This is a genomic window from Chitinophaga niastensis, from assembly GCF_003014755.1.
Classification (GTDB): Bacteria; Bacteroidota; Bacteroidia; order Chitinophagales; family Chitinophagaceae; genus Chitinophaga; species Chitinophaga niastensis.
In genome coordinates, this window is record NZ_PYAW01000002.1 from 1,193,491 (window position 1) to 1,212,453 (window position 18,963).

At 43.2% G+C, this 18,963-nt stretch carries 14 protein-coding genes; 1 reads left to right on the forward strand and 13 read right to left on the reverse strand.

Features of this window, described 5'->3' with window-relative positions; translation table 11 throughout:
• Nucleotides 1-125: 125 nt before the first annotated feature.
• The 7 genes from CLV51_RS13475 to CLV51_RS13505 form a co-directional block, all read right to left on the reverse strand.
• The gene (locus CLV51_RS13475) at nt 126-1,259 is read right to left on the reverse strand and encodes a C1 family peptidase (RefSeq protein ID WP_106528545.1); all 1,134 of its coding nucleotides are present in this window, start codon (nt 1,257-1,259) and stop codon (nt 126-128) included.
• Nucleotides 1,260-1,371: 112 nt separating this feature from the next.
• Nucleotides 1,372-3,549, reverse strand: a complete 2,178-nt coding sequence (locus CLV51_RS13480; RefSeq protein ID WP_106528546.1) for a M56 family metallopeptidase — start codon at nt 3,547-3,549, stop codon at nt 1,372-1,374.
• Between the two features lie 17 nt (nt 3,550-3,566).
• Entirely contained in the window at nt 3,567-3,950 is a 384-nt protein-coding gene (locus tag CLV51_RS13485; protein WP_245898711.1) for a BlaI/MecI/CopY family transcriptional regulator, read from the reverse strand.
• Between the two features lie 327 nt (nt 3,951-4,277).
• On the reverse strand, nt 4,278-5,150 hold the full coding sequence (locus CLV51_RS13490) for a sterol desaturase family protein (protein WP_106528548.1): 873 nt from the start codon (nt 5,148-5,150) through the stop codon (nt 4,278-4,280).
• A 137-nt stretch (nt 5,151-5,287) separates the two neighbouring features.
• Complete coding sequence (locus CLV51_RS13495; protein WP_106528549.1) at nt 5,288-6,151, reverse strand: DUF4249 domain-containing protein; 864 nt, start codon at nt 6,149-6,151, stop codon at nt 5,288-5,290.
• Between the two features lie 21 nt (nt 6,152-6,172).
• Nucleotides 6,173-8,554 (reverse strand): TonB-dependent receptor, encoded by a 2,382-nt coding sequence (locus tag CLV51_RS13500; protein WP_106528550.1) that lies wholly within the window; start codon nt 8,552-8,554, stop codon nt 6,173-6,175.
• A 217-nt stretch (nt 8,555-8,771) separates the two neighbouring features.
• Nucleotides 8,772-8,984, reverse strand: coding sequence for a hypothetical protein (locus CLV51_RS13505; RefSeq protein WP_106528551.1), 213 nt, complete (start codon nt 8,982-8,984; stop codon nt 8,772-8,774).
• Nucleotides 8,985-9,091: 107 nt separating this feature from the next.
• Here CLV51_RS13505 and CLV51_RS13510 point away from each other — a divergent pair, with 107 nt between their 5' ends.
• Entirely contained in the window at nt 9,092-10,090 is a 999-nt protein-coding gene (locus CLV51_RS13510) for a helix-turn-helix transcriptional regulator (RefSeq protein WP_106528552.1), read from the forward strand.
• A gap of 117 nt (nt 10,091-10,207) precedes the next feature.
• Here CLV51_RS13510 and CLV51_RS13515 read toward each other — a convergent pair whose 3' ends face one another.
• From CLV51_RS13515 to CLV51_RS13540, 6 genes are all read right to left on the reverse strand, one after another.
• A complete protein-coding gene (locus CLV51_RS13515) occupies nt 10,208-10,837 on the reverse strand; it encodes an NAD(P)-dependent oxidoreductase (RefSeq protein ID WP_106528553.1) in 630 nt (209 codons plus the stop codon).
• 298 nt (nt 10,838-11,135) lie between these two features.
• Nucleotides 11,136-13,343: a sodium-translocating pyrophosphatase gene (locus CLV51_RS13520; protein WP_106528554.1), complete on the reverse strand. Its 2,208-nt coding sequence runs from the start codon at nt 13,341-13,343 to the stop codon at nt 11,136-11,138.
• A gap of 182 nt (nt 13,344-13,525) precedes the next feature.
• Nucleotides 13,526-15,043: an NAD(P)H-hydrate dehydratase gene (locus CLV51_RS13525; RefSeq protein ID WP_106528824.1), complete on the reverse strand. Its 1,518-nt coding sequence runs from the start codon at nt 15,041-15,043 to the stop codon at nt 13,526-13,528.
• A gap of 94 nt (nt 15,044-15,137) precedes the next feature.
• Nucleotides 15,138-15,671 (reverse strand): hypothetical protein, encoded by a 534-nt coding sequence (locus CLV51_RS13530; RefSeq protein WP_106528555.1) that lies wholly within the window; start codon nt 15,669-15,671, stop codon nt 15,138-15,140.
• A gap of 86 nt (nt 15,672-15,757) precedes the next feature.
• Nucleotides 15,758-16,969, reverse strand: a complete 1,212-nt coding sequence (gene nhaA, locus CLV51_RS13535) for a Na+/H+ antiporter NhaA (protein ID WP_245898713.1) — start codon at nt 16,967-16,969, stop codon at nt 15,758-15,760.
• Between the two features lie 98 nt (nt 16,970-17,067).
• Entirely contained in the window at nt 17,068-18,957 is a 1,890-nt protein-coding gene (locus CLV51_RS13540; RefSeq protein WP_106528556.1) for an OstA-like protein, read from the reverse strand.
• Between the last annotated feature and the right edge of the window lie 6 nt (nt 18,958-18,963).

The following is an 18,963-nucleotide window of genomic DNA, read 5'->3' on the forward strand; positions in this document are numbered from 1 at the left end:
ACCGTAAAAATTTCTTTGCGCTTTTGTTATTTTTAATCTCGCTTTCGCTGCAGGTTGTTCCGTATATCAAATAGTGACTTACGGGCGCAACAAATTATTTGCTACTGTTGCGTTGCCTTTCCTTTTTATTTGGCTAGCGCTAATTTGTCTTTGAAAGATTTGTCCAGCGCAGCTTTAGGTACAACAATAGTTACCGTATTAATAGCAAAATATGCCTCTGACACATTCACGTACCCGCCAAAAGGACCTGCTTTTTCACCCCATGAATTTTTTACCAGGAAGAAAGTTTTGCCTTTAGGGGTTTTCTCAATACCAGTAATATGCATCAGGTGATCATCCTGCGTAACCAGTTCTTCGTATAGCTGTTGACGTGACTCCTGTGAGTAAGTTGGTTCCGCCATTTCCGGATCAATACTATCCTTTTTTAAGGATTGATCTTTGAATGGTAATAATGCGAATCCGCTACCGAAAGCAAATCCGCGGTTAGTAACATCAGCATCCCATGCAACTGTGTAACCCTTTTCCAGGGCCGTTTCCGTAATGCCTATAAGCTCTTTCAGCGGTACGTTGTAGTAGGCACCGTTGGAGAAATTGTCAGGCACTTCTACGATAAAGTTTTGGTAAAACGGGTGATGCGTAAAGGAAGTAAGAAATACATAATCATTGGCATTGAACTTTACCACGTCTTTAGCAAAGCTTTGCGGCGTATAGGTTTTACCGTTATACTCAAATGAAGCTGGTGGTTTGCCCATGTATTCGTCCATGATAGCTGTGAACTGTGCAGCCCAGTTATCCGGGATAGGTGCCTTTATTTTAATGATGCTATCGAGGTATTTTTTCAGAGTGCCTACCATTTCAGCATGATTGTGCATAGTAGCATTGTCTTTTAAGCCACTGTAAACACTATTGGGTACAATGCCATAAAGTGCGATGGCATTGATCACATCGTGTCCAAGTCCGCCTTCATCAAAACGTGCGCTACCCTGGCGGCGTACGTAGTTTTTGGCTTTCTCTATGTAAATATTACGGGCAGTAAACATTTCCGAAAGATCAATTGCCGGCAGTTTTTTTCGCAGGCATTCAGATTCTACCAGTGAAGTGGTGGAGAATGACCAACAGGTGCCTGATGCGCCCTGATTTTTTACAGAAGAGGCAGGGTTGCTTTTTCCTTTTACCAGGTTGGTGATAACCATACTCTTGTCCTGTGCATTTAACGTTGCTACGGCGAATATTGCCAGGGCAATAAAAAATATTCTCATAAACTATCGTATTTAGATTGTAAGCATAAAGATAAGGGAACCATTAAAATAAAAAACCACTACCGGAAGAACGGTAGTGGCCTGAATTTATGCTGCAGTAAGGCAGCTATAATTAATTTTCTGCGTTGATATTTAAGTTATCAGGAGAACCTTTTATAGTGATATTTTTTTGTGTGAGATAGCTATTGTATTTGTCTGCTACATTCGCTGGTTGTTTAACGCCATTGATATACAGACCTGTACTGTTTTTTTCTATGGTATAATTTGTTTTGGTATCCAGCAGGTTGTCTGCAGCCATTTTATTGATCATTTCACGATATTGCTGGCTGCTCGCATGTGCTTTTTCTGCTGCAACTTTTGCTCTTCCTGCTGCTGCCCGTGCTCTTCCTGTTGCTTCTTTCGCTCTTCCTTCCGCTTCTCTTGCATTCCATGCATCTTCTCTTCCTTGTTTTGCTGCTAATAAGCCTTCCGCTCTGCGTTTGCGGGCAAGCTCCATGTTAATCTCTGCTTCTTTTCTTGCCTTTTCTGCCATCAGCTTACCTGCTGTCAGGTCCCGATGCATTTTTTCACTCATATCATTCCAGTCTACGCTTTTATAGGCATTTTTCACTTCCGAGTTGATCTTATCCCAATCAATACTCTTTAATGCTGCTGTAGCTTCCTGTTGTGCTTTTTGTACATCTACCGAAAATGCCTTCCAGTCAATTTTTTCTGTGGCTGCTTTTACTTCTGCCTGCACTCTTTTCATATCTACTTCATGCAGTTGCTTCATAGCCTGCTGTACATTTCTTTGTGCTTCGCAGATTTGTTTTTTTATTTCTTCTTTATTTACCCAGGAATCATCATTGTAGGTAGTTTGACTGCTGATTGTTTGTTGTTTACCTGTCTTAGGATCTTTTGCCACCCTTACATTGATAGTAGACCTGATTTGCTTTGAACGTGGTGCACTACTATCTATCACTACTTCCTGAGAATTGTCCACTACTTCTACGTCCGGGGATGGTTCAATTCGGGTGAGTGGTTCAACTGGTGTAAGCGGTGCAAGTGGTGTGGGTGCTACAGGTAATGTAGGTGGTATAACCGGTTCCGTTGGATCAAGGGTGTCCCGTACAGCAGCTGCCAGGCAATATTTGTAGCTGTTGATTGCAGGTGTAGCGGTTACTTGTTGTGTCGTATTCACCGCCACTACTACTGATGTTTGCGGGGCCACTTGTTTGGTAACTTGTTTTTCCTTCACCTGTGCAGTTTCATGATCTTTCCCTTTTGCAGGATTGAGCCATGCAATGGATACCAGGCCGGTAGCAATGATTAATACTGCTAAAAATTTCTGGCTATAATTAAGATGTTTAGTTTTCATTTCCATGATGCGTTTAATGCGGTGAAACAGATGTTGTCTATTATCTGCAACAGCCATGGTGAGCGGGTTGGCAGTTAACCGGTATTCTTCCAGCGCAACCAGCGCCCGGGCATAATGCAGTGGTTGTACGGTGCTGGTAATAACCAGGTCGTCGCAACAGTGTTCCCTTTCAAGGCGTATTGTTTTAGAAATCAGCCATATAAAGGGATTAAAGAAAAGAATGGTTTCAACTATTGATTGGAAGATATTCAACAGATAATCATTGCGTTTGATATGCGCCAGTTCATGTAATAAAATGGCTTCCAGCTGCTCCTCTGTGAGATTATTCACCATGGCCACAGGCAGGAGGATCAGTGGTTTTAAAAAGCCCATCATCACAGGAACCTGTACGTGTCTGGATATCAGCAGTTTTACCTTGCGGGGAATCTGCAGCTGTGCGGCCAGTTTGTCCAGGTGCTTATCCCATGCGGCTCCCATGGGTTGTACCTTTGTAGTGCGGATTTTTTGGAGTTGAAAAAGATCTGATAGTAGTTTAATTGTCATCACTATCATACCGGCTACATAAAGTGTTACCAGTATGGGAAAACAAACTTCCAGGTTGGGAAACAGCCACATCAGCGGGTCCTGGCTTGCATATACTGCTGGGAATGTTGTTGCTGTACCAGGCAGTTGATGGTCGCCGCTGAGTTGAATAGCAAATGTCCTTGCTTCCTGTAATCGCTGTACATGCATATACAGGGTAATCAGGAACCAGGTGAAAATGCCGGAAAGAGATAACAACGACAAATTATACTTTATACGCGCACTCGCCAGGGGCCATAGTTTTAACACTACCTGCAGGCATGCATATACGAAGAATGCCTGCCACATGGAATGTAGGATAGTCCATCCGAAGGCGCGTACGAGATCGCCGGTAATAGGTAATAAGTTCATGATTTGTGTTTTACCCGTTATCCTTTTTGTTGTTTTTCAATGGCTGCTAAATACTGTCTGATTTTTTCTAATTCTTCATCCGATGAATGATGGTGCCCGAGTGCCTGTAATACCAGTTGTGAGGCGGAGCCACCAAAAACGGTATCAATCATTTTATTCAATAATTGTTGCTGTGTTACCTGTTGTGAAATGGCGGCAGTATATACATGTGTTTTGCTGCTGGTATCGCGATGCAACAGCTTTTTTTCATGCATGATCTGCATTAGTTTAAGGGTAGTGGTGTAGCCGGCATCTTTCGTTTGTGATAAGACATCATGTATCTCGCGAACGGTGCTGGCGCCCTTTTCCCAGAGAACACTTAAAATTTCCAATTCACTTTCTGTGGGCCGTGTATGTTTCAAAGCAATGATTTAAACGATGATGATTATTGGTGTACGAATATCTTCGTAAACGAATGTACGATACTTTTCGTAAATGCAAAAAAAAACTATGATTTTTATGATTTTTGTGATTATCCTGATGAGCGAAGATTTCAGCGGATTTTGTCTGAACCAGGATTTAACAGATTTAAAGGATTACCCTGATGGGTGCCGAAGATATTCGCTTATATCATCTACATAAAACAATATAACACCCATCAGGGTAATCCATTCAATCTGTTAAATCCTGGTTCAGACAAAATCCGCTGTGATCTTCGCTCATCAGGATAATCACAAAAATCATAAAAATCACAGTTCAGACATTTGTTCTTTCCTTAATTGCCGGGTTGTTTTCCTGCTGCCATCAGCACTCCAACCGGGGGCATCAAAAATAAAATGCCAGACTTCCCGCAGGGAGTGCGCATGCCGTACATCGCGCCAGATATCCAGCCATTCATGCGTAGCTATACGTAATGGGTTATAAGTATGTATATTTTTTGTGAGCCCGTATACAGGGCGCTGGCCTTCAGGGGTGAAAGTACCAAACATCCGGTCCCATATAATTAATATGCCTGCATGGTTACGATCGAGATAAGCTATATCGGAACCATGATGAACGCGGTGATGGGAGGGGGTATTGAAGATGTATTCTATGGGCGCGGGCAATTTGTTGATCACTTCTGTATGTATCCAAAACTGGTATATCAGGCTGATGGCCTGCATACTCATCACCATAACAGGATGAAAGCCTATCAATGGCATCCATAGCCAGAAGACGAAGGTGCCGGTAAGATTGCCGGTCCAGTTTTGTCTTACGGCGGTAGCCAGGTTATATTTTTCAGAGGAATGATGAATGACATGTGATGCCCAGAAAAAACGAATGGAATGACTGCTTCTGTGAAACCAGTAATAGCTGAAATCATCTGCAAAAAGACATAAGATCCATGCCCACCAGGTAAAGCCCAATGTAAACAACCGAAGCTGGTAAATGGCAATATAAACACCGAAAATGACTGCCTTGGTAAAGATGCCAATAAACACATTACCCAATCCCATGGCGATACTGCTGAGCGCGTCTTTGGGCTCGTACAGATTTTTTTTATCGATGGCTGTAAAGATAATCTCCAGTAAGATCAGCAATACAAATCCTGGGATGGCATAAGTAATCAGGTTGGGAGGCATATCGTTGTAACTTTCTTACTGAAGTTAAGTTTTTTAGCTGAAATAGCAGAAAGCAAAAAAGCTATTGAAAAGGTGATCAAAGCCAATATTATCAGCTTTCAACTCCTCTTCAATAGCTTTTTTGCTATGGTTTCCGTTTACTTAAAACTCTTTTCTGCCCTGCTCACAGCAGAGGTACCAAACCAGCCCAGTATCCTGCCTTTACCATTTGGTGTGATATTAGTGACGTTGCTTTTTACATTTTCCAGCACCTTGGCAAATAAGCCACCGGCATTTACCTGTTGATCTACCTGTGTTAGGAAATCATAACTGGGGTGAGTAATAGATGATAACCGCACAATTACTTTTTCACCTTGCAGAAAAGGTTTGCTATAATCAGTGATGCCTTGTGCAATAGGTAAAATGAAAGTGGCTCCATCAGATACGCCTTCATCATAAGATCCATCTATTGAAAAAGCATCTTTTAAACGCCTGATAGTATCGTTGCGATAAGAGCGGATCCAGTAATAATCAGTGCCATTAGCGAAGTCTTTTGCGTGGAAGGTAGCATAGTAGCCCTCTTTACCGCTCATCGCCTCTTCCTTCTTTTTAAATTCATAGGTAATGGAATCAATTTGTGGTACTCTTTTGATGCTGTCATATGCTTCAAAGATTTCTCCCTTAAACTCCACGTGCAGCTTGTAAGCATGACCTATCACACCAATCGCTTTGCTGCTGGCATCATAGCTATACATATTATCTTTAAATGCAAATGGGTAAGAGCTGCCACTGGTCAGATCAAATAACGTAATCTTGGCGTCATTGATAATCGGTGCGGGACTGTTATCTGTATAGGGTACAGACATGGTAAACTTTATATTTTGCACGCCTGTTTCTGTAGTAATCCATGCATCCAGCACAGGATAAGATATTCCTTTAGGAATGTCCAGATTGATCTTGTCTTCGCAGGCAGTTAATCCTGCGATGAAGGCAAATAATATGAGGAATGATAACTTTTTCATCTGATCTGAAGTTTTGGACAATTAGAACTTGAAGTTGTATGTGATACCCGGAATGATGGAACCGATGATAGACAAGCGGACAGCTTCCCGTTTGGTAGGGTCATCTTCATTTTGTTTGAAATATATGGTGTAAGCGTTTCTGCGGCCATATACATTGTACAGTGAAAATACCCATTCACCTTTCCAGCGTTTCAGTTGTTTGCCTTTCAGGGTCATAGACAGATCCAGTCTGTGATAAGCCGGTAAGCGATAGTTATTGCGCTTTTCAGTGCTGTTGTAAGGTATATCCCAACCCTGGAATTCCAGCCTGTTATCTGCAAATGTTGCAGGTGTACCAGAAGCAAACACCCAGTTAGCCGACAGGGAAGTACGTTTGGTGAAAGTGTGAGATAACACCACATTCAGGTTATGTGTACGATCGTAACGGTTCAGAAACCATTCGTTCATACTGATGCCCGGTGTTTTCCTTTCTGTACGTGATAAAGTATAGCTGATCCATCCCGTAGTCTTACCAATATCTTTTTTGGCATATAACTCCAGTCCGTAAGCACGACCCTGCGAAGGAAGCAGATCTGCCTCTATCTGGGGGTTCAGTTGCAGATTCGCATTATCAATATAATCCAGCTGATGATCTGTTGTTTTATAAAATACTTCTGCAGATAATTCATAAGCATCGTTAGGAGCATTATAAAAATAACCGGCTGTGTATTGATCAGCGATCATCGGTTGGATGTTGTTGGTGCTGGGTGTCCAGATATCAAGTGGTGTAGGAGAGGCGGTGTTAGACAGCTGGTGCATGAATTGGGTAGTTCTGCTATAAGCTAACTTAACTGCATGTTCGTCTGAAAATGCATACCTGGCGCTGATCCTGGGTTCAAAGTAATAATAGCCCTTGATCAGTTCATTGGCGCCATAAGATTTTGTACCTGTCAGTGTTTTTCTGATACCTGGTGTGGTGTCGTTATAATAGTAGGCGGTTCCTTTTCCTATGAACTGATAGGCAGATAGTCTGGCACCGTATTGAATACCAAATTTCTTAGAGGGTTTGTATTCGTGATCCAGGTAAACAGCTGATTCCAGTGCATGTTTATCGACCAGTTCTTTTACATGTTGTATGCTGCCCTCTGTTCCAATACCAGTACCCGGTTTAAAGGTATAATAGATGCCCTGCACACCGAAATGGAGGCTATTGGAGGAGTTAATGTAGTAGGTAAAAGATGGTTTTAAGCCATAGTTGATAATGTTGGAGGTCCAGTCGTAGCCCTGTGCATCTTCATTTGCTTTTTTCTTGGAGGCGTTACTGAACGCCAGACTGTAATCATATTTACTATAATAGGTTGTCAGGTTGAGGAACAGCCGATTCGTGAAAACATGGTTCCAGCGCACTGTAGCGGTACTGTTACCCCAGTTCATATTTACGTCTTGTCCAAATCCGAAAACATCTCTGCCGAAATAGCCACTTACGAAGAGGGTATTGTTTTTATTGAATTTGTAGTTGGCTTTGGCGGTGATATCGTAGAAGTTGAGTTTGGTATCTTTCATATCTCCTTTTACAAAAGGTTTCATGAGCAGATCTATATATGATCTTCTGGCAGCTACAATGAAGGACGACTGATCCTTTACCAGCGGGCCTTCCACAGAAACGCGGCTGAAGATATTACCAATACCACCGTTTACGTTGAAGTTTTGGCTATTACCATCTTTCATACGAATATCAAGTACAGAAGAGGTACGACCACCATATTCCGCCGGAAATCCGCCTTTGATCAGGTTCAGACTTTTTACTGCATCCGGATTGAATACAGAAAAGAAACCAAGCATGTGGGTAGAGTTGTATACCGGTGCTTCATCCAGCAGGATGAGGTTTTCATCGCTGTTGCCACCGCGTACATTAAAGCCGGAAGCACCTTCTCCCACTGTGTTTACACCGGGAAGGGTTTGAATGGCACGTAATACATCTACTTCACCCATGAAGGTGGGCATTTTTTTCATTTGCGCGATATCCAGCTTATTGATGCTGGTATTGAGTGTGTTTACACTTTTTTCCTGCTTCTGCCCGTTAACTGTTACCACACTTAATTGGCTGCTGGTGGCCTCCAGTTTTATGTCCAGGGTAACATTCTTTTTCAGGCTCACAGTAGCTTTATAAGGCGCATAGCCCATATAAGAAAACTGCAGCTCATTTTCCCCGGCCGGGAGGGTAAGGGAATAAAAGCCGTATTCGTTGGAAACTGTACCTACGCTGGTACCGGTTTTTCCAATGGAGATGCCTACCAGGCTTTCCCCGTTTTGTTTGTCTTTTACATAACCGCTAACAGTATAGCGTTGCTGTTGTGCTATCGTTGTTTGTCCTGCTAAAAGCAATAGCAGAAAGGATAGCAGCATTGTTGACCTGGTTTTCATAAAAGGTATATCCAATTTTAAGTAAGAGGTTCTCGAATTTTGTGACACGCATATAAGACGTGTACCGGATAGGTTACCCCTATCTGCATAAATTATTTTTTTTATGTAGATAATAGCCGGCCGAAGATATGGGGAATAACAAAAAAGGAATATTGAATTATGAAGAGCGGTGATCTCATCATTCAATATTCCCTATAGTTGTACGTTAAAGGGTTTGTCAGTCGAGGATATCGCAGTGGAACCCCAGCCGGGTTACGAAATCAATAATGACTTCTTCTGTTAACGATTGAGGGCTAACGATACGTAATACTTTGTCGCAGTCTTCCAGGTCCACGCTGCAGGCATTTACTTTAAAATGATCAAAAATTGCTTTAATAACGTTGTTTCTCTCCTGAACAGTTGTAATATTGGTACGGAATATTCCCATCATGGCATGTTTATTTAATTATTTCGGAATATTTTTGTGCAAATTTGCCACTGTTATCCCATTTAACTGTTACACGAGAAGGATTAACATTTATACGAAACGGATTTTTTATGGGTGTAATAATAATGAATGATGCCAAAGATGTTTTGTTAACTGAAGTGTCCCCTTTTTATAAGGAGGGGATCCCATCATGTGGCATTGTTGAGGAAACCCAGGAACTGAATCTTGATTTCGGATCGGCAAGTGTGGTGGAATACAGCTTTGACGGTTTTTATATCGCTTCCTGTACTGCCAATGTATACCAAAACATTCATGTTGCTGTGGAGGATATTTCACCCAGGGTGTCGATGTTATTTATGGAGCATGGAGATGTAACTACAAATGTGGCGGGTATTACAGCAGATTTCCGGTTTACTACGCTGGAACATAACCTGATGTACACGCCTTATCAGGAAGAATCTGCGATGATAAAGAAGCAGGCAGACATACAGGTTTTCTCGTTGAGTTTTACTCCTGAACGTTTTTTGGAGTTGGCAGATAATAATGGAAGCGTGTTGGACGGTTTGGCGAATAATGTAGCCCGTAACCGGGCAGCCATGCTGGCCGAAAAGATCAATCCACGTATTACTCCGCGGATGCGGGCTGTGATGGCGGAAATACGTCAATGTCAGTTCCGGGGCGGCCTTAAAAAGTTATTTCTTCAGTCCAAGGCGATAGAGCTGCTGGCTTTGCAGTGTGAACAGATAGAAAGCGATACGTCAACGGGTACGCCTGTACGGAACAAAATCTCTCCCCAGGATTTGGAAAGACTATATCATGCCCGGGAGTTGCTGTTGCAAAACCTGCAACAGCCGCTTAGTTTGGCGCAATTGTCACGTAAGGCAGGGCTGAATGAATTTAAGTTGAAGTCTGGTTTTAGGGCAGTATTTGATAACACTGTTTTCGGCTATATAAATGACCGGCGGCTGGACCTGGCCCGGGAGCTTCTCCTGGCGGGTAATTGCAGCCTGACCGCGATTGCAGAGGAAGCTGGTTATTCCTCTCCACAACATTTCAGTAATGCCTTCCGGAAGAAATTTGGTGTGAGCCCGGGTAAGGTAAGGTCGTAGTTTGTCTTTTCTCCCGATTAGACTGATTATGCTGATTACCCTGATTTTATTTTTTTAAATCAAAAAAAATAAAATCAGGGTAATCAGCATAATCAGTCTAATCGGGAGAAAAAACAATTAATACGCCACCGTAAAGCGTTGCTGTATATGCTGTGGTTGCTCTAATTCGTCGATCAATGCGATAGCATAATCCGCAGTAGAAATTTTGCTTTCTCCCTTATCGTTAAATACTACCTGGTCATTACCCAAACGGTATTTGCCTGTACGCTCACCTGGAGCAATCATCATGGCGGGGCTAAGAACGGTCCAGTCCAGTTCTTTAGTTTGCTTAATTACATGGAAAGCGTCACGGGTAGCGGAGGCGCCGGCTTTCCATTCAGCAGGAAATTCGGGCGTATCCAGTAATTGTACACCGGGGGCTATATCCAGGCTACCAGCACCGCCTACAGCAAGGAATCTTTTTATACCTGCTTTTTTAGCACCGTTGATAATAGCATGTATTGCTTTCACGTAAGTAGCGGAATCGTGGGAGTTGTAAGCACTGATCACAGCTTCGTTACCAACTAACAGCGTAGCTATTTCTGCCTCGTTAGTGGCTTCTCCTTTTTTAATGGTAAGGTGTGCATGTTTGATGTCAATTTTTTCCGGGTTACGAACAATAGCGGTTACCTGATGTCCTCTGTTTAATGCTTCATTTAAGATAGCGGAACCTATGAATCCTGATGCGCCGATGATAGCTACTTTCATGTTTTTAGTTTTATGTGATGTTATTATTACAGCCTTTACTGACTGATTGTTTTAATTGTTATAAAAAATATTACAGTTATTAAGATAAAAAATACAGATCGTTTTAATCTGTAATAAAATTAATTACAGTACAAATGTAGGAAAGATATTTTAATCTCCAAATTTAAAACTGTGATTTTTATGGTTTATATGATGCTCCTGATGTGCGAAGAGGGGGAGCAGAGGAGGTGTTGTGTATTTAAAAGCGAAGTCCCGTAAGGGTTTTAGCCAAACGGGACTTCACTTTTATATTAATAATTTATTTTTTCAGCAGAGAAGCGGTGGCCTTGGCACTGATTGTTTTAGCCGGAGGATTTACCATTTCTGTTTTCGCAGTTGGAGGAGGTACATCCTTGGTATGAAATCTTTCGGCCAGGGTGGGTGCAATTACCAATGATACAATTGACATCAGTTTGATGAGAATGTTCATAGACGGGCCGGAAGTATCTTTAAAAGGATCACCTACGGTATCACCGGTTACAGAAGCTTTATGCGGCTCAGACTTTTTATAAAAGGTTTCACCATTGATTTCTACACCTTTTTCGAATGATTTTTTTGCATTATCCCAGGCGCCACCGGCGTTGTTCTGGAAAAGCCCCATCAGTACACCGCTCACGGTAGCACCAGCGAGGAAGCCGCCTAATACTTCAGGACCTGCAATAAAACCAACCAGTAAAGGAGTGATCAGCGCAATAGCGCCCGGCAGCATCATTTCACGGATAGATGCCTTTGTGGAAATAGCCACACATTTATCATATTCCGGTTTGCCGGTACCTTCCATAATGCCCGGTATTTCACGGAACTGCCGGCGCACTTCTTCCACCATAGCCATGGCAGCACGACCTACGGCTGCTATCGCCAGAGAGGAGAATATGAACGGAATCATGCCGCCGATAAATAAACCGGCCAGTACATTCGCTTTATAAATGTCGATACCTTTGATACCCACTACACCAACAAAGGCAGCAAATAAAGCCAGTGCTGTTAATGCAGCAGAAGCAATCGCAAAACCTTTACCTGTTGCGGCAGTTGTATTACCTACTGCATCCAGTATATCTGTTTTCTCGCGCACATCTTTAGGGAGTTCGCTCATTTCAGCGATACCACCGGCATTATCGGCAATTGGTCCAAACGCATCGATAGCCAGCTGCATAGCAGTGGTAGCCATCATACCGGCAGCAGCAATAGCCACACCATATAATCCTGCCAGTTCAAAAGAGCCGGCAATACCAGCTGCCAGCACCAGGATAGGCAGTGCAGTGGATTCCATCCCTACAGACAAACCACCAATAATATTGGTAGCTGCACCGGTAGCTGATTGACGAATGATGGATTTAACCGGGCGTTTGCCCATAGCAGTATAATATTCTGTAATAATGCTGATAATGGTACCTACTGCGAGGCCCACCATAATGGCGCCAAATACCTGGTCCCTTGTGAAAGCATGATCGCGTAAGACCATCGCACTATCAGGCAGGATCCAGTTTACCAGGAAATAGGCAACAATAGCTGTGAGCACAATAGAGCCCCAGTTACCCATATTCAGGGCTTTCTGTACTACACTTGTACTTAAGCCTGATTTATCGTTAATCCGCACAAACAAAGTACCTATCATGGAAAAGATGATACCGGCACCGGCAATGATCATAGGCAGCAGAATGGGAGCAATACCACCAAAAGAGTCATGGGAAACGGTTTCAGAACCCAGTACCATGGTAGCTAACACGGTAGCCACATAGGAGCCGAATAAATCTGCGCCCATACCAGCCACATCACCCACATTGTCACCAACGTTATCTGCAATGGTGGCGGGATTGCGGGGATCATCTTCCGGAATACCTGCTTCTACTTTACCTACCAGATCAGCACCTACATCGGCTGCTTTGGTATAGATACCACCGCCTACACGCGCAAACAGCGCAATGCTTTCTGCACCTAATGAAAAACCAGTGAGTACTTCAATGGTCTTAATCATTTCCGGTGTATTGGCAGTCGCACCAAAATAAGATTGTAATATGATAAACAAGGAACCCAGCCCCAATACTGCGAGGCCAGCCACTCCCATACCCATTACAGAACCACCTGTAAAAGATACCTGCAATGCTTTTGCCAGGCTTGTACGTGCTGCGTGTGCTGTGCGTACATTTGCTTTGGTGGCTATTTTCATGCCTATGAACCCTGCAGTAGCGGAAAATACAGCGCCTACAATAAAGGCCAGGGCTATAAACCAATGAGAGTTTGCATGTGAAGCGCCCATGTATCCTAATAACAGGGCGGCAATAATTACGAAGTAAATAAGGACTTTATACTCAGCTTTCAAAAATGCCATAGCGCCTTCAGCAATGTGCTGAGCTATTTCTTTCATTTTTTCATTGCCTGCCTCCTGGCGTGTAACCCAGGCGCTTCGGACAGCGGTAAATATCAAAGCCAATACTCCAAAACAGGGAACTAGATAGACTATATTCATGTAAGCGAAATTTATAAATACGTGGTTGACAAAAATAACTTATTAATTAAAATATCAAAAGATTCCAAAAAGTATTTCAAATGAATATAAAACATAAATTAATAATTGTGTGTGTAATAAATAAAATTATTACACACATCCACCATGGATAAGTATTTCAGATTGAAAAAATCACATGCATATCAGAGGCCTTCCTGAAAAGCCTTACCAAGATAGGAGATAATATCACTAGCAGTCATGGCCTCCTGCGAAAGATGCGCAGCGGCAAGGTCCCCTGCAAAACCATGTAGCCAGGTTCCTAACAGTACTGCTGCTTTAGGGGCATAATCCTGGGCCAGCAAACCGGTTAATATACCGGTTAATACATCGCCGCTGCCGCCGGTAGCCATGCCGGGATTACCAGTGTTATTAAAATATACAGCGCCGTCAGGACAGGCAATAGCTGTATATCTGCCTTTGAGTAAAATGTAGATTTGCAGCTTTACGGCTTGTTTCGATAACAGCTCCAGTCGCTCCACATCATTGGTGGTAGCACCAAACAAACGTTCAAACTCTTTGGGGTGAGGGGTCAGGATAGAACCTGCCGGTATCTTATATAACAGGTACGGATATACGGACAATAGGTTCAATGCATCGGCATCTATTACCATCGGGCGCGGAAAGGCTTCCAGCAACAGTTCCATTGAGCGGGCGGTAACAGGTTGTGTACCCAGTCCCGGACCAATTCCTATTGTTTTGTAACTACTGGCATCTATACTACTGTGAAAGTGCGTATTGTAGTCGGTTCCCTCGTCAGTAATGCACATGGCACAGGGCTCACTGATTTGCATGATCTGGTAGCCGGATTGTGGCACATGGCAGGAGAGCAGCCCTACGCCGGCGTGTAAACAGGCTTTGGCACTCAATATGGCTGCACCCATTTTGCCATAGCTGCCAGCTATCAGCAGGGCATGGCCATAGGTACCCTTATGTGCAAAAGGATCACGCGGCTGGTAAATGGTGCGCATCATTTCCTTGTCGGAAAGGTGATAGCGTGCAGGCGTATGCGTTATATATTCCGGATGCAATCCAATTGGCAGAATATGTACCTGGCCTGGAAAAGCAGCGTTTTCCGGTAATAGAAAAGCCAGCTTATAAAATTCAAAGCTCAGGGTATGATGTGCCTGTACAACCGGTGCATGACGGGAACTTACATCTGCCATCAGGCCGGAAGGCATGTCTATGGCTATTATCGGATGCTTGTGGTGTTGGTCGTTTATTTGATGAATGATACCTGCTACCCAACCTTCTATTGGTTTGTTGATGCCGGTACCAATGATGGCATCAACTATTACAGCGTTGGCCGGCAATGCGGGGAAGTCGGTGATATAACCAATTTCGTATAGGCTTGAGGGGGAGTGTTTCTGTAATGCTTGTAGCTGGAGAATATGATCAGGGCTTGCTTTGCTGCTGTTTTGTACGATACCCACACTAACGGTATAGCCTTGTTGCTGGAGCATGCGGGCAATCACCAGTCCATCTCCACCATTGTTTCCTTTCCCGCAAAAAATATAAATGGGATGTTGTTGCGAATAATGTTCTCCAATCCATGCCGCACATTTGCCGGCTGCCCTTTCCATCAGTTGAGGGCTGCTTATTGGCTCATTTTTTATCGTAAAGGCATCCGCCTCTCTGATTTGTGCAGCAGTGAAGATCTTCATGTTCGATAGTTGTACACTAAAATACTCCAAAATAAGGAACATAAAAAAACGGATCATGCTTGCCTCATGATCCGTTTATAATAATGGTGGCTGCCTATTTAAAAGTAAATCTGGCAGACACACCGCCGATCTCTTCACCCATGTAGTTGGTGGGTCCAACAAATTGTACATAAGGCTTCAGATCGGCACTGATGTTTAAAGGAATTTTTTTGAAGGTATACTCAATACCGATGATACCATCCAGTCCGGGAGAAACATAAGCACCCTTACCTTTGTCTACATAACGATCCCAATCGTAATCGCGACGGTCGTAAATACCAACATGTACACCACCACCGGCATACATTGTCAACTCAGGCAAACCTATATTCCAGTTGTATTCGTACAAACCGGTGAAAGTAACGTTGTTGTTGTGTTCGTGGTTGGTAGTTACCAGGCCTTCAATGGCATGAGGGCCCTGTATAAAATGTTTAACAGTGAACCCAACTATCCATGGATTCAGGCGAATACCCAAAGCGGTGTTGTAGTTCGCTGGATCGTTGCTGCTACGGTAATTGCTTCTTTTCTGCGCGTTCGCCTGGATTGCCACCATGGCAATCAGCGTAAAAAGTAACACGACTTTTTTCATAGATGATGCTATTTTGGTACTTAAAAAATATGCGTTAGTAACGTTGGCTGTTCTCTCCAAAGTATAAATGAACGACGAAATTACATTCACGGCAGCTTTACAATAACAATGCCAACCGGCTTCTGCAAGCGCAGAAAAATAAATCCGGCAAGGCCTGCTATCAGCGAAGCGGCAATTACAGAGATGATAGCAATGATTTGTATGTCCCGCTCCACATAAGCCAGTGAAGCAATGAAAATAGACATGGTAAAGCCTATGCCCGCTATTAATCCTACGCCCAATAGCTGTAACCAGCCTGATTTTGAGGGGAGTGTCGCCAGTTTTAGCTTTACTGCTACAAAAGATAAGGTGAAGATGCCCAGTGGCTTGCCTATAACCAGACCAGCAATAACGCCATAGCTGATGTTATTGTGCAATACGCCCCAAATATCCGATGGTAGCTGTATTGCAGTGTTGGCTAGTGCAAAAACGGGCATGATAATAAAATTTACGGGATGATGCAGGCTGTGTACCAGGTCTGAAATTTTTTCCTGAGGGATACAAAAAGCCAGCAATACACCGGCAATAGTAGCATGCACTCCGGAGTTGAAAAGGCAATACCATAGTATGATGCCGGGAATGAAATAAAATATCAGCCGTTGTACTTTAAAAAAATTCAGGAGCAAAGGGATTAAAAATACTGCGCCACCTATCAGCAAATATTTTATTTCCAGGTGGGGAGTATAAAAGATGGCAATTGTGAGGATAGCCCCCAGATCATCGATGATGGCGAGCGCCATCAGAAATATTTTTAAACCTACGGGTACTCTTCTGCCGAGTAAAGATAAAATACCCAGTGAAAAGGCAATATCGGTGGCCATGGGAATGCCCCAGCCCTCTGTATAAGCAGAGTTTTTAGTAAAGAAGGTGAAGATGAGCGCCGGAAATAGCATACCGCCAATGGCTGCCAGCACGGGTAATATTGATTTACGGAAGGATGAAAGTTCACCAACCGTCACCTCGCGTTTTATTTCCATGCCCACCAGGAAAAAGAATAACACCATCATTCCATCGTTTATCCATAACAGGTAGGAGTTAGGGAGATGTAAAGCATGGTATTGATAGTGATGTCCGCCGGCCGGATCAAATAATGTATTCCAGAAGCCCACATAATTTTCCTGCACACCAGCATTAGCCAGTACCATAGATGCAATGGTGCATACAATGAGTACAATACCAACTGCACGGCTATCTTTAATGAAAGTGTGAATCGGAGATAGTAGTGTTTTTCGGATTATTTGGATAGAGCCCTTGATCACAGCGTTTGGTTTAGGTGAGAAAATAAAAAGAGATTTGAATATCCAGGCGTTTAATTATAATAATTAAATGCCTGGATATTCAAATCTCTAAAGTGGTACTATTGCATCAATTCGTACTTGCTCTTGGGTTTTCGTTTGATATCCCATTTGAAATTCTCCAGTTGCAGCTGGTCTTTAGGACGCTGTGTAAATGGATATACCGTGCCTTCCGGATCTTTTATCAATACTACTTTGTCTACTTCTCCTTTCTTGAAATATATATTGATAATAGCGCACAATGCTTTATTCACACTCATGTAAGCACCGCTCTGGTCTTTAATATAATTGATGGTTTCTGCATTCCCTTCCACATGCATCCAGTCGAGGGTTTCACCCAGCACATAACCGGTAATGTTATTTCCTTTGATCTGGTTAAACATGCCCGGACCGGCCTGATTGATGATGAACCCATTTTTATTGAGCAACATCTTATCTGCTGTCTGGTTTTTTGTAAACATCAGGATGGTGTCGCCGCTCAGCTGTGTTGTGTTATTGGACCATAGCACCGGGCTTCCGAAGAAGCGAAAGATAGAGTCTTTGGAAGAGTAGTACACACTATCTGCCACGCCTTGCAGGGAATCCGAAAATATTTTTACGTGATGGTATGCCAGTATATAACGTTGTTCACTGGTGTCTTTAGGTGCTTTTAAAGCTATGCTGTCTGCATGATGTTTGATACCCGGCAGGGAGTCGTGCATCACGATATCCTTTACCGGTGCCATTTTCACCGTTTTTACCAGGGAGGTATCCAGTTTGTTCCTGGTTTTGGCCAGTGCGCTATCTGCCATAAACATCATAACGTTACCGGGTATACTATCTTTTTGTTTGCGGGCAATAGAATCGCCTTTGGCTATGATGGGTATGGTTGCTGTAAACCGCTCGGGTGGCCGTATTGTATTAACTGCCCGGAGGTCTTTGGTAGGTGATGGCGGTAGCCTTTTAAGTCCTGCTACTGATGGAATAGACAAACTGTCGTCTGGCCTGATGACGCCTGAAAACAGCGTATCAGCGGACATATACAGTGTATCCTTATTTTTTTCCATGATCAGCAAAGGTTTCTGCGTGGCCAGGATGGTCTTTTCCCGCTGATTAACGATACCCCGGTTGGCCAGGAGCGACATTTTGCGAGCGGTGTCTTTATATACCATGTTACCGGTGGCATAGGCCATACCAGTGGATTTATCCATCTCTATATTATCGGCAGTAATGGTACCGCTGCTATCTTCAATAGTTGGCCGGTTACCGAAATTTCCGTAGCCTTTGTCTGTATCATAATAACCGCTGGTAGCGTACATTACGCTCTTATCGTTATTATTGATGGTAGTAGGAGCTATGATGGTGGCTATTTTGGTGCCGGTGTTATATAACAGTTCATTTGTACTCAGGGTATATTCCGGATCTACCAGTAATACATTCCGCATGAAATGCATTTCTTTTGTTTCCGTGTAATAATATCCTTCTTCACTGGTCAGCACACTTTTTCCGTTCACCAGTTTACCGCCGTGCAGGTAAGTACCTATTTTGGCGTTCATATCGTACTGTAGTTCAGGGCCGGAGATGGTGACTTTACCATCTGTCAGCCGGGCATCTTCTTTTAGTGTAGCCATGCGCGTATTCGCATCATAATTGAGATAATTCCCATAGATGTGGATACTGTCTGCCTGGTTAATATGAATATGCCCGTAGGCGTCTATGATGTTGGTCTTATTGTTTTTTACCGCGCTGTCACAATTAAAGAGGGTAGTGCCCTGTTTGAAGATGGCATTGCCCATGAATTTGGTTACATTGATTGAATCATGTTCTTTCATGATCAATGAATCCGCGTGTATGATCTCAATAACAGAACCCGTCTTCGGAGCAGGTTTTGCCGGAAACTGAGCGCTGGCGGGTAATATTGCTGCGAGGCATATTATGGCCAGGAGAATTCCTGATTTTATATATCGATGCATTGATGC

Excerpts from the sequence above, each read along its gene's own strand:
- CLV51_RS13475 (WP_106528545.1), bottom strand. The coding sequence starts at position 1,259 with ATGAGAATATTTTTTATTGCCCTGGCAATATTCGCCGTAGCAACGTTA.
- CLV51_RS13480 (WP_106528546.1), bottom strand. The coding sequence starts at position 3,549 with ATGAACTTATTACCTATTACCGGCGATCTCGTACGCGCCTTCGGATGG.
- CLV51_RS13490 (WP_106528548.1), bottom strand. The coding sequence starts at position 5,150 with ATGCCTCCCAACCTGATTACTTATGCCATCCCAGGATTTGTATTGCTG.
- CLV51_RS13495 (WP_106528549.1), bottom strand. The coding sequence starts at position 6,151 with ATGAAAAAGTTATCATTCCTCATATTATTTGCCTTCATCGCAGGATTA.
- CLV51_RS13500 (WP_106528550.1), bottom strand. The coding sequence starts at position 8,554 with ATGAAAACCAGGTCAACAATGCTGCTATCCTTTCTGCTATTGCTTTTA.
- CLV51_RS13505 (WP_106528551.1), bottom strand. The coding sequence starts at position 8,984 with ATGATGGGAATATTCCGTACCAATATTACAACTGTTCAGGAGAGAAAC.
- CLV51_RS13510 (WP_106528552.1), top strand. The coding sequence starts at position 9,092 with ATGGGTGTAATAATAATGAATGATGCCAAAGATGTTTTGTTAACTGAA.
- CLV51_RS13515 (WP_106528553.1), bottom strand. The coding sequence starts at position 10,837 with ATGAAAGTAGCTATCATCGGCGCATCAGGATTCATAGGTTCCGCTATC.
- CLV51_RS13520 (WP_106528554.1), bottom strand. The coding sequence starts at position 13,343 with ATGAATATAGTCTATCTAGTTCCCTGTTTTGGAGTATTGGCTTTGATA.
- CLV51_RS13525 (WP_106528824.1), bottom strand. The coding sequence starts at position 15,043 with ATGAAGATCTTCACTGCTGCACAAATCAGAGAGGCGGATGCCTTTACG.
- CLV51_RS13530 (WP_106528555.1), bottom strand. The coding sequence starts at position 15,671 with ATGAAAAAAGTCGTGTTACTTTTTACGCTGATTGCCATGGTGGCAATC.
- CLV51_RS13540 (WP_106528556.1), bottom strand. The coding sequence starts at position 18,957 with ATGCATCGATATATAAAATCAGGAATTCTCCTGGCCATAATATGCCTC.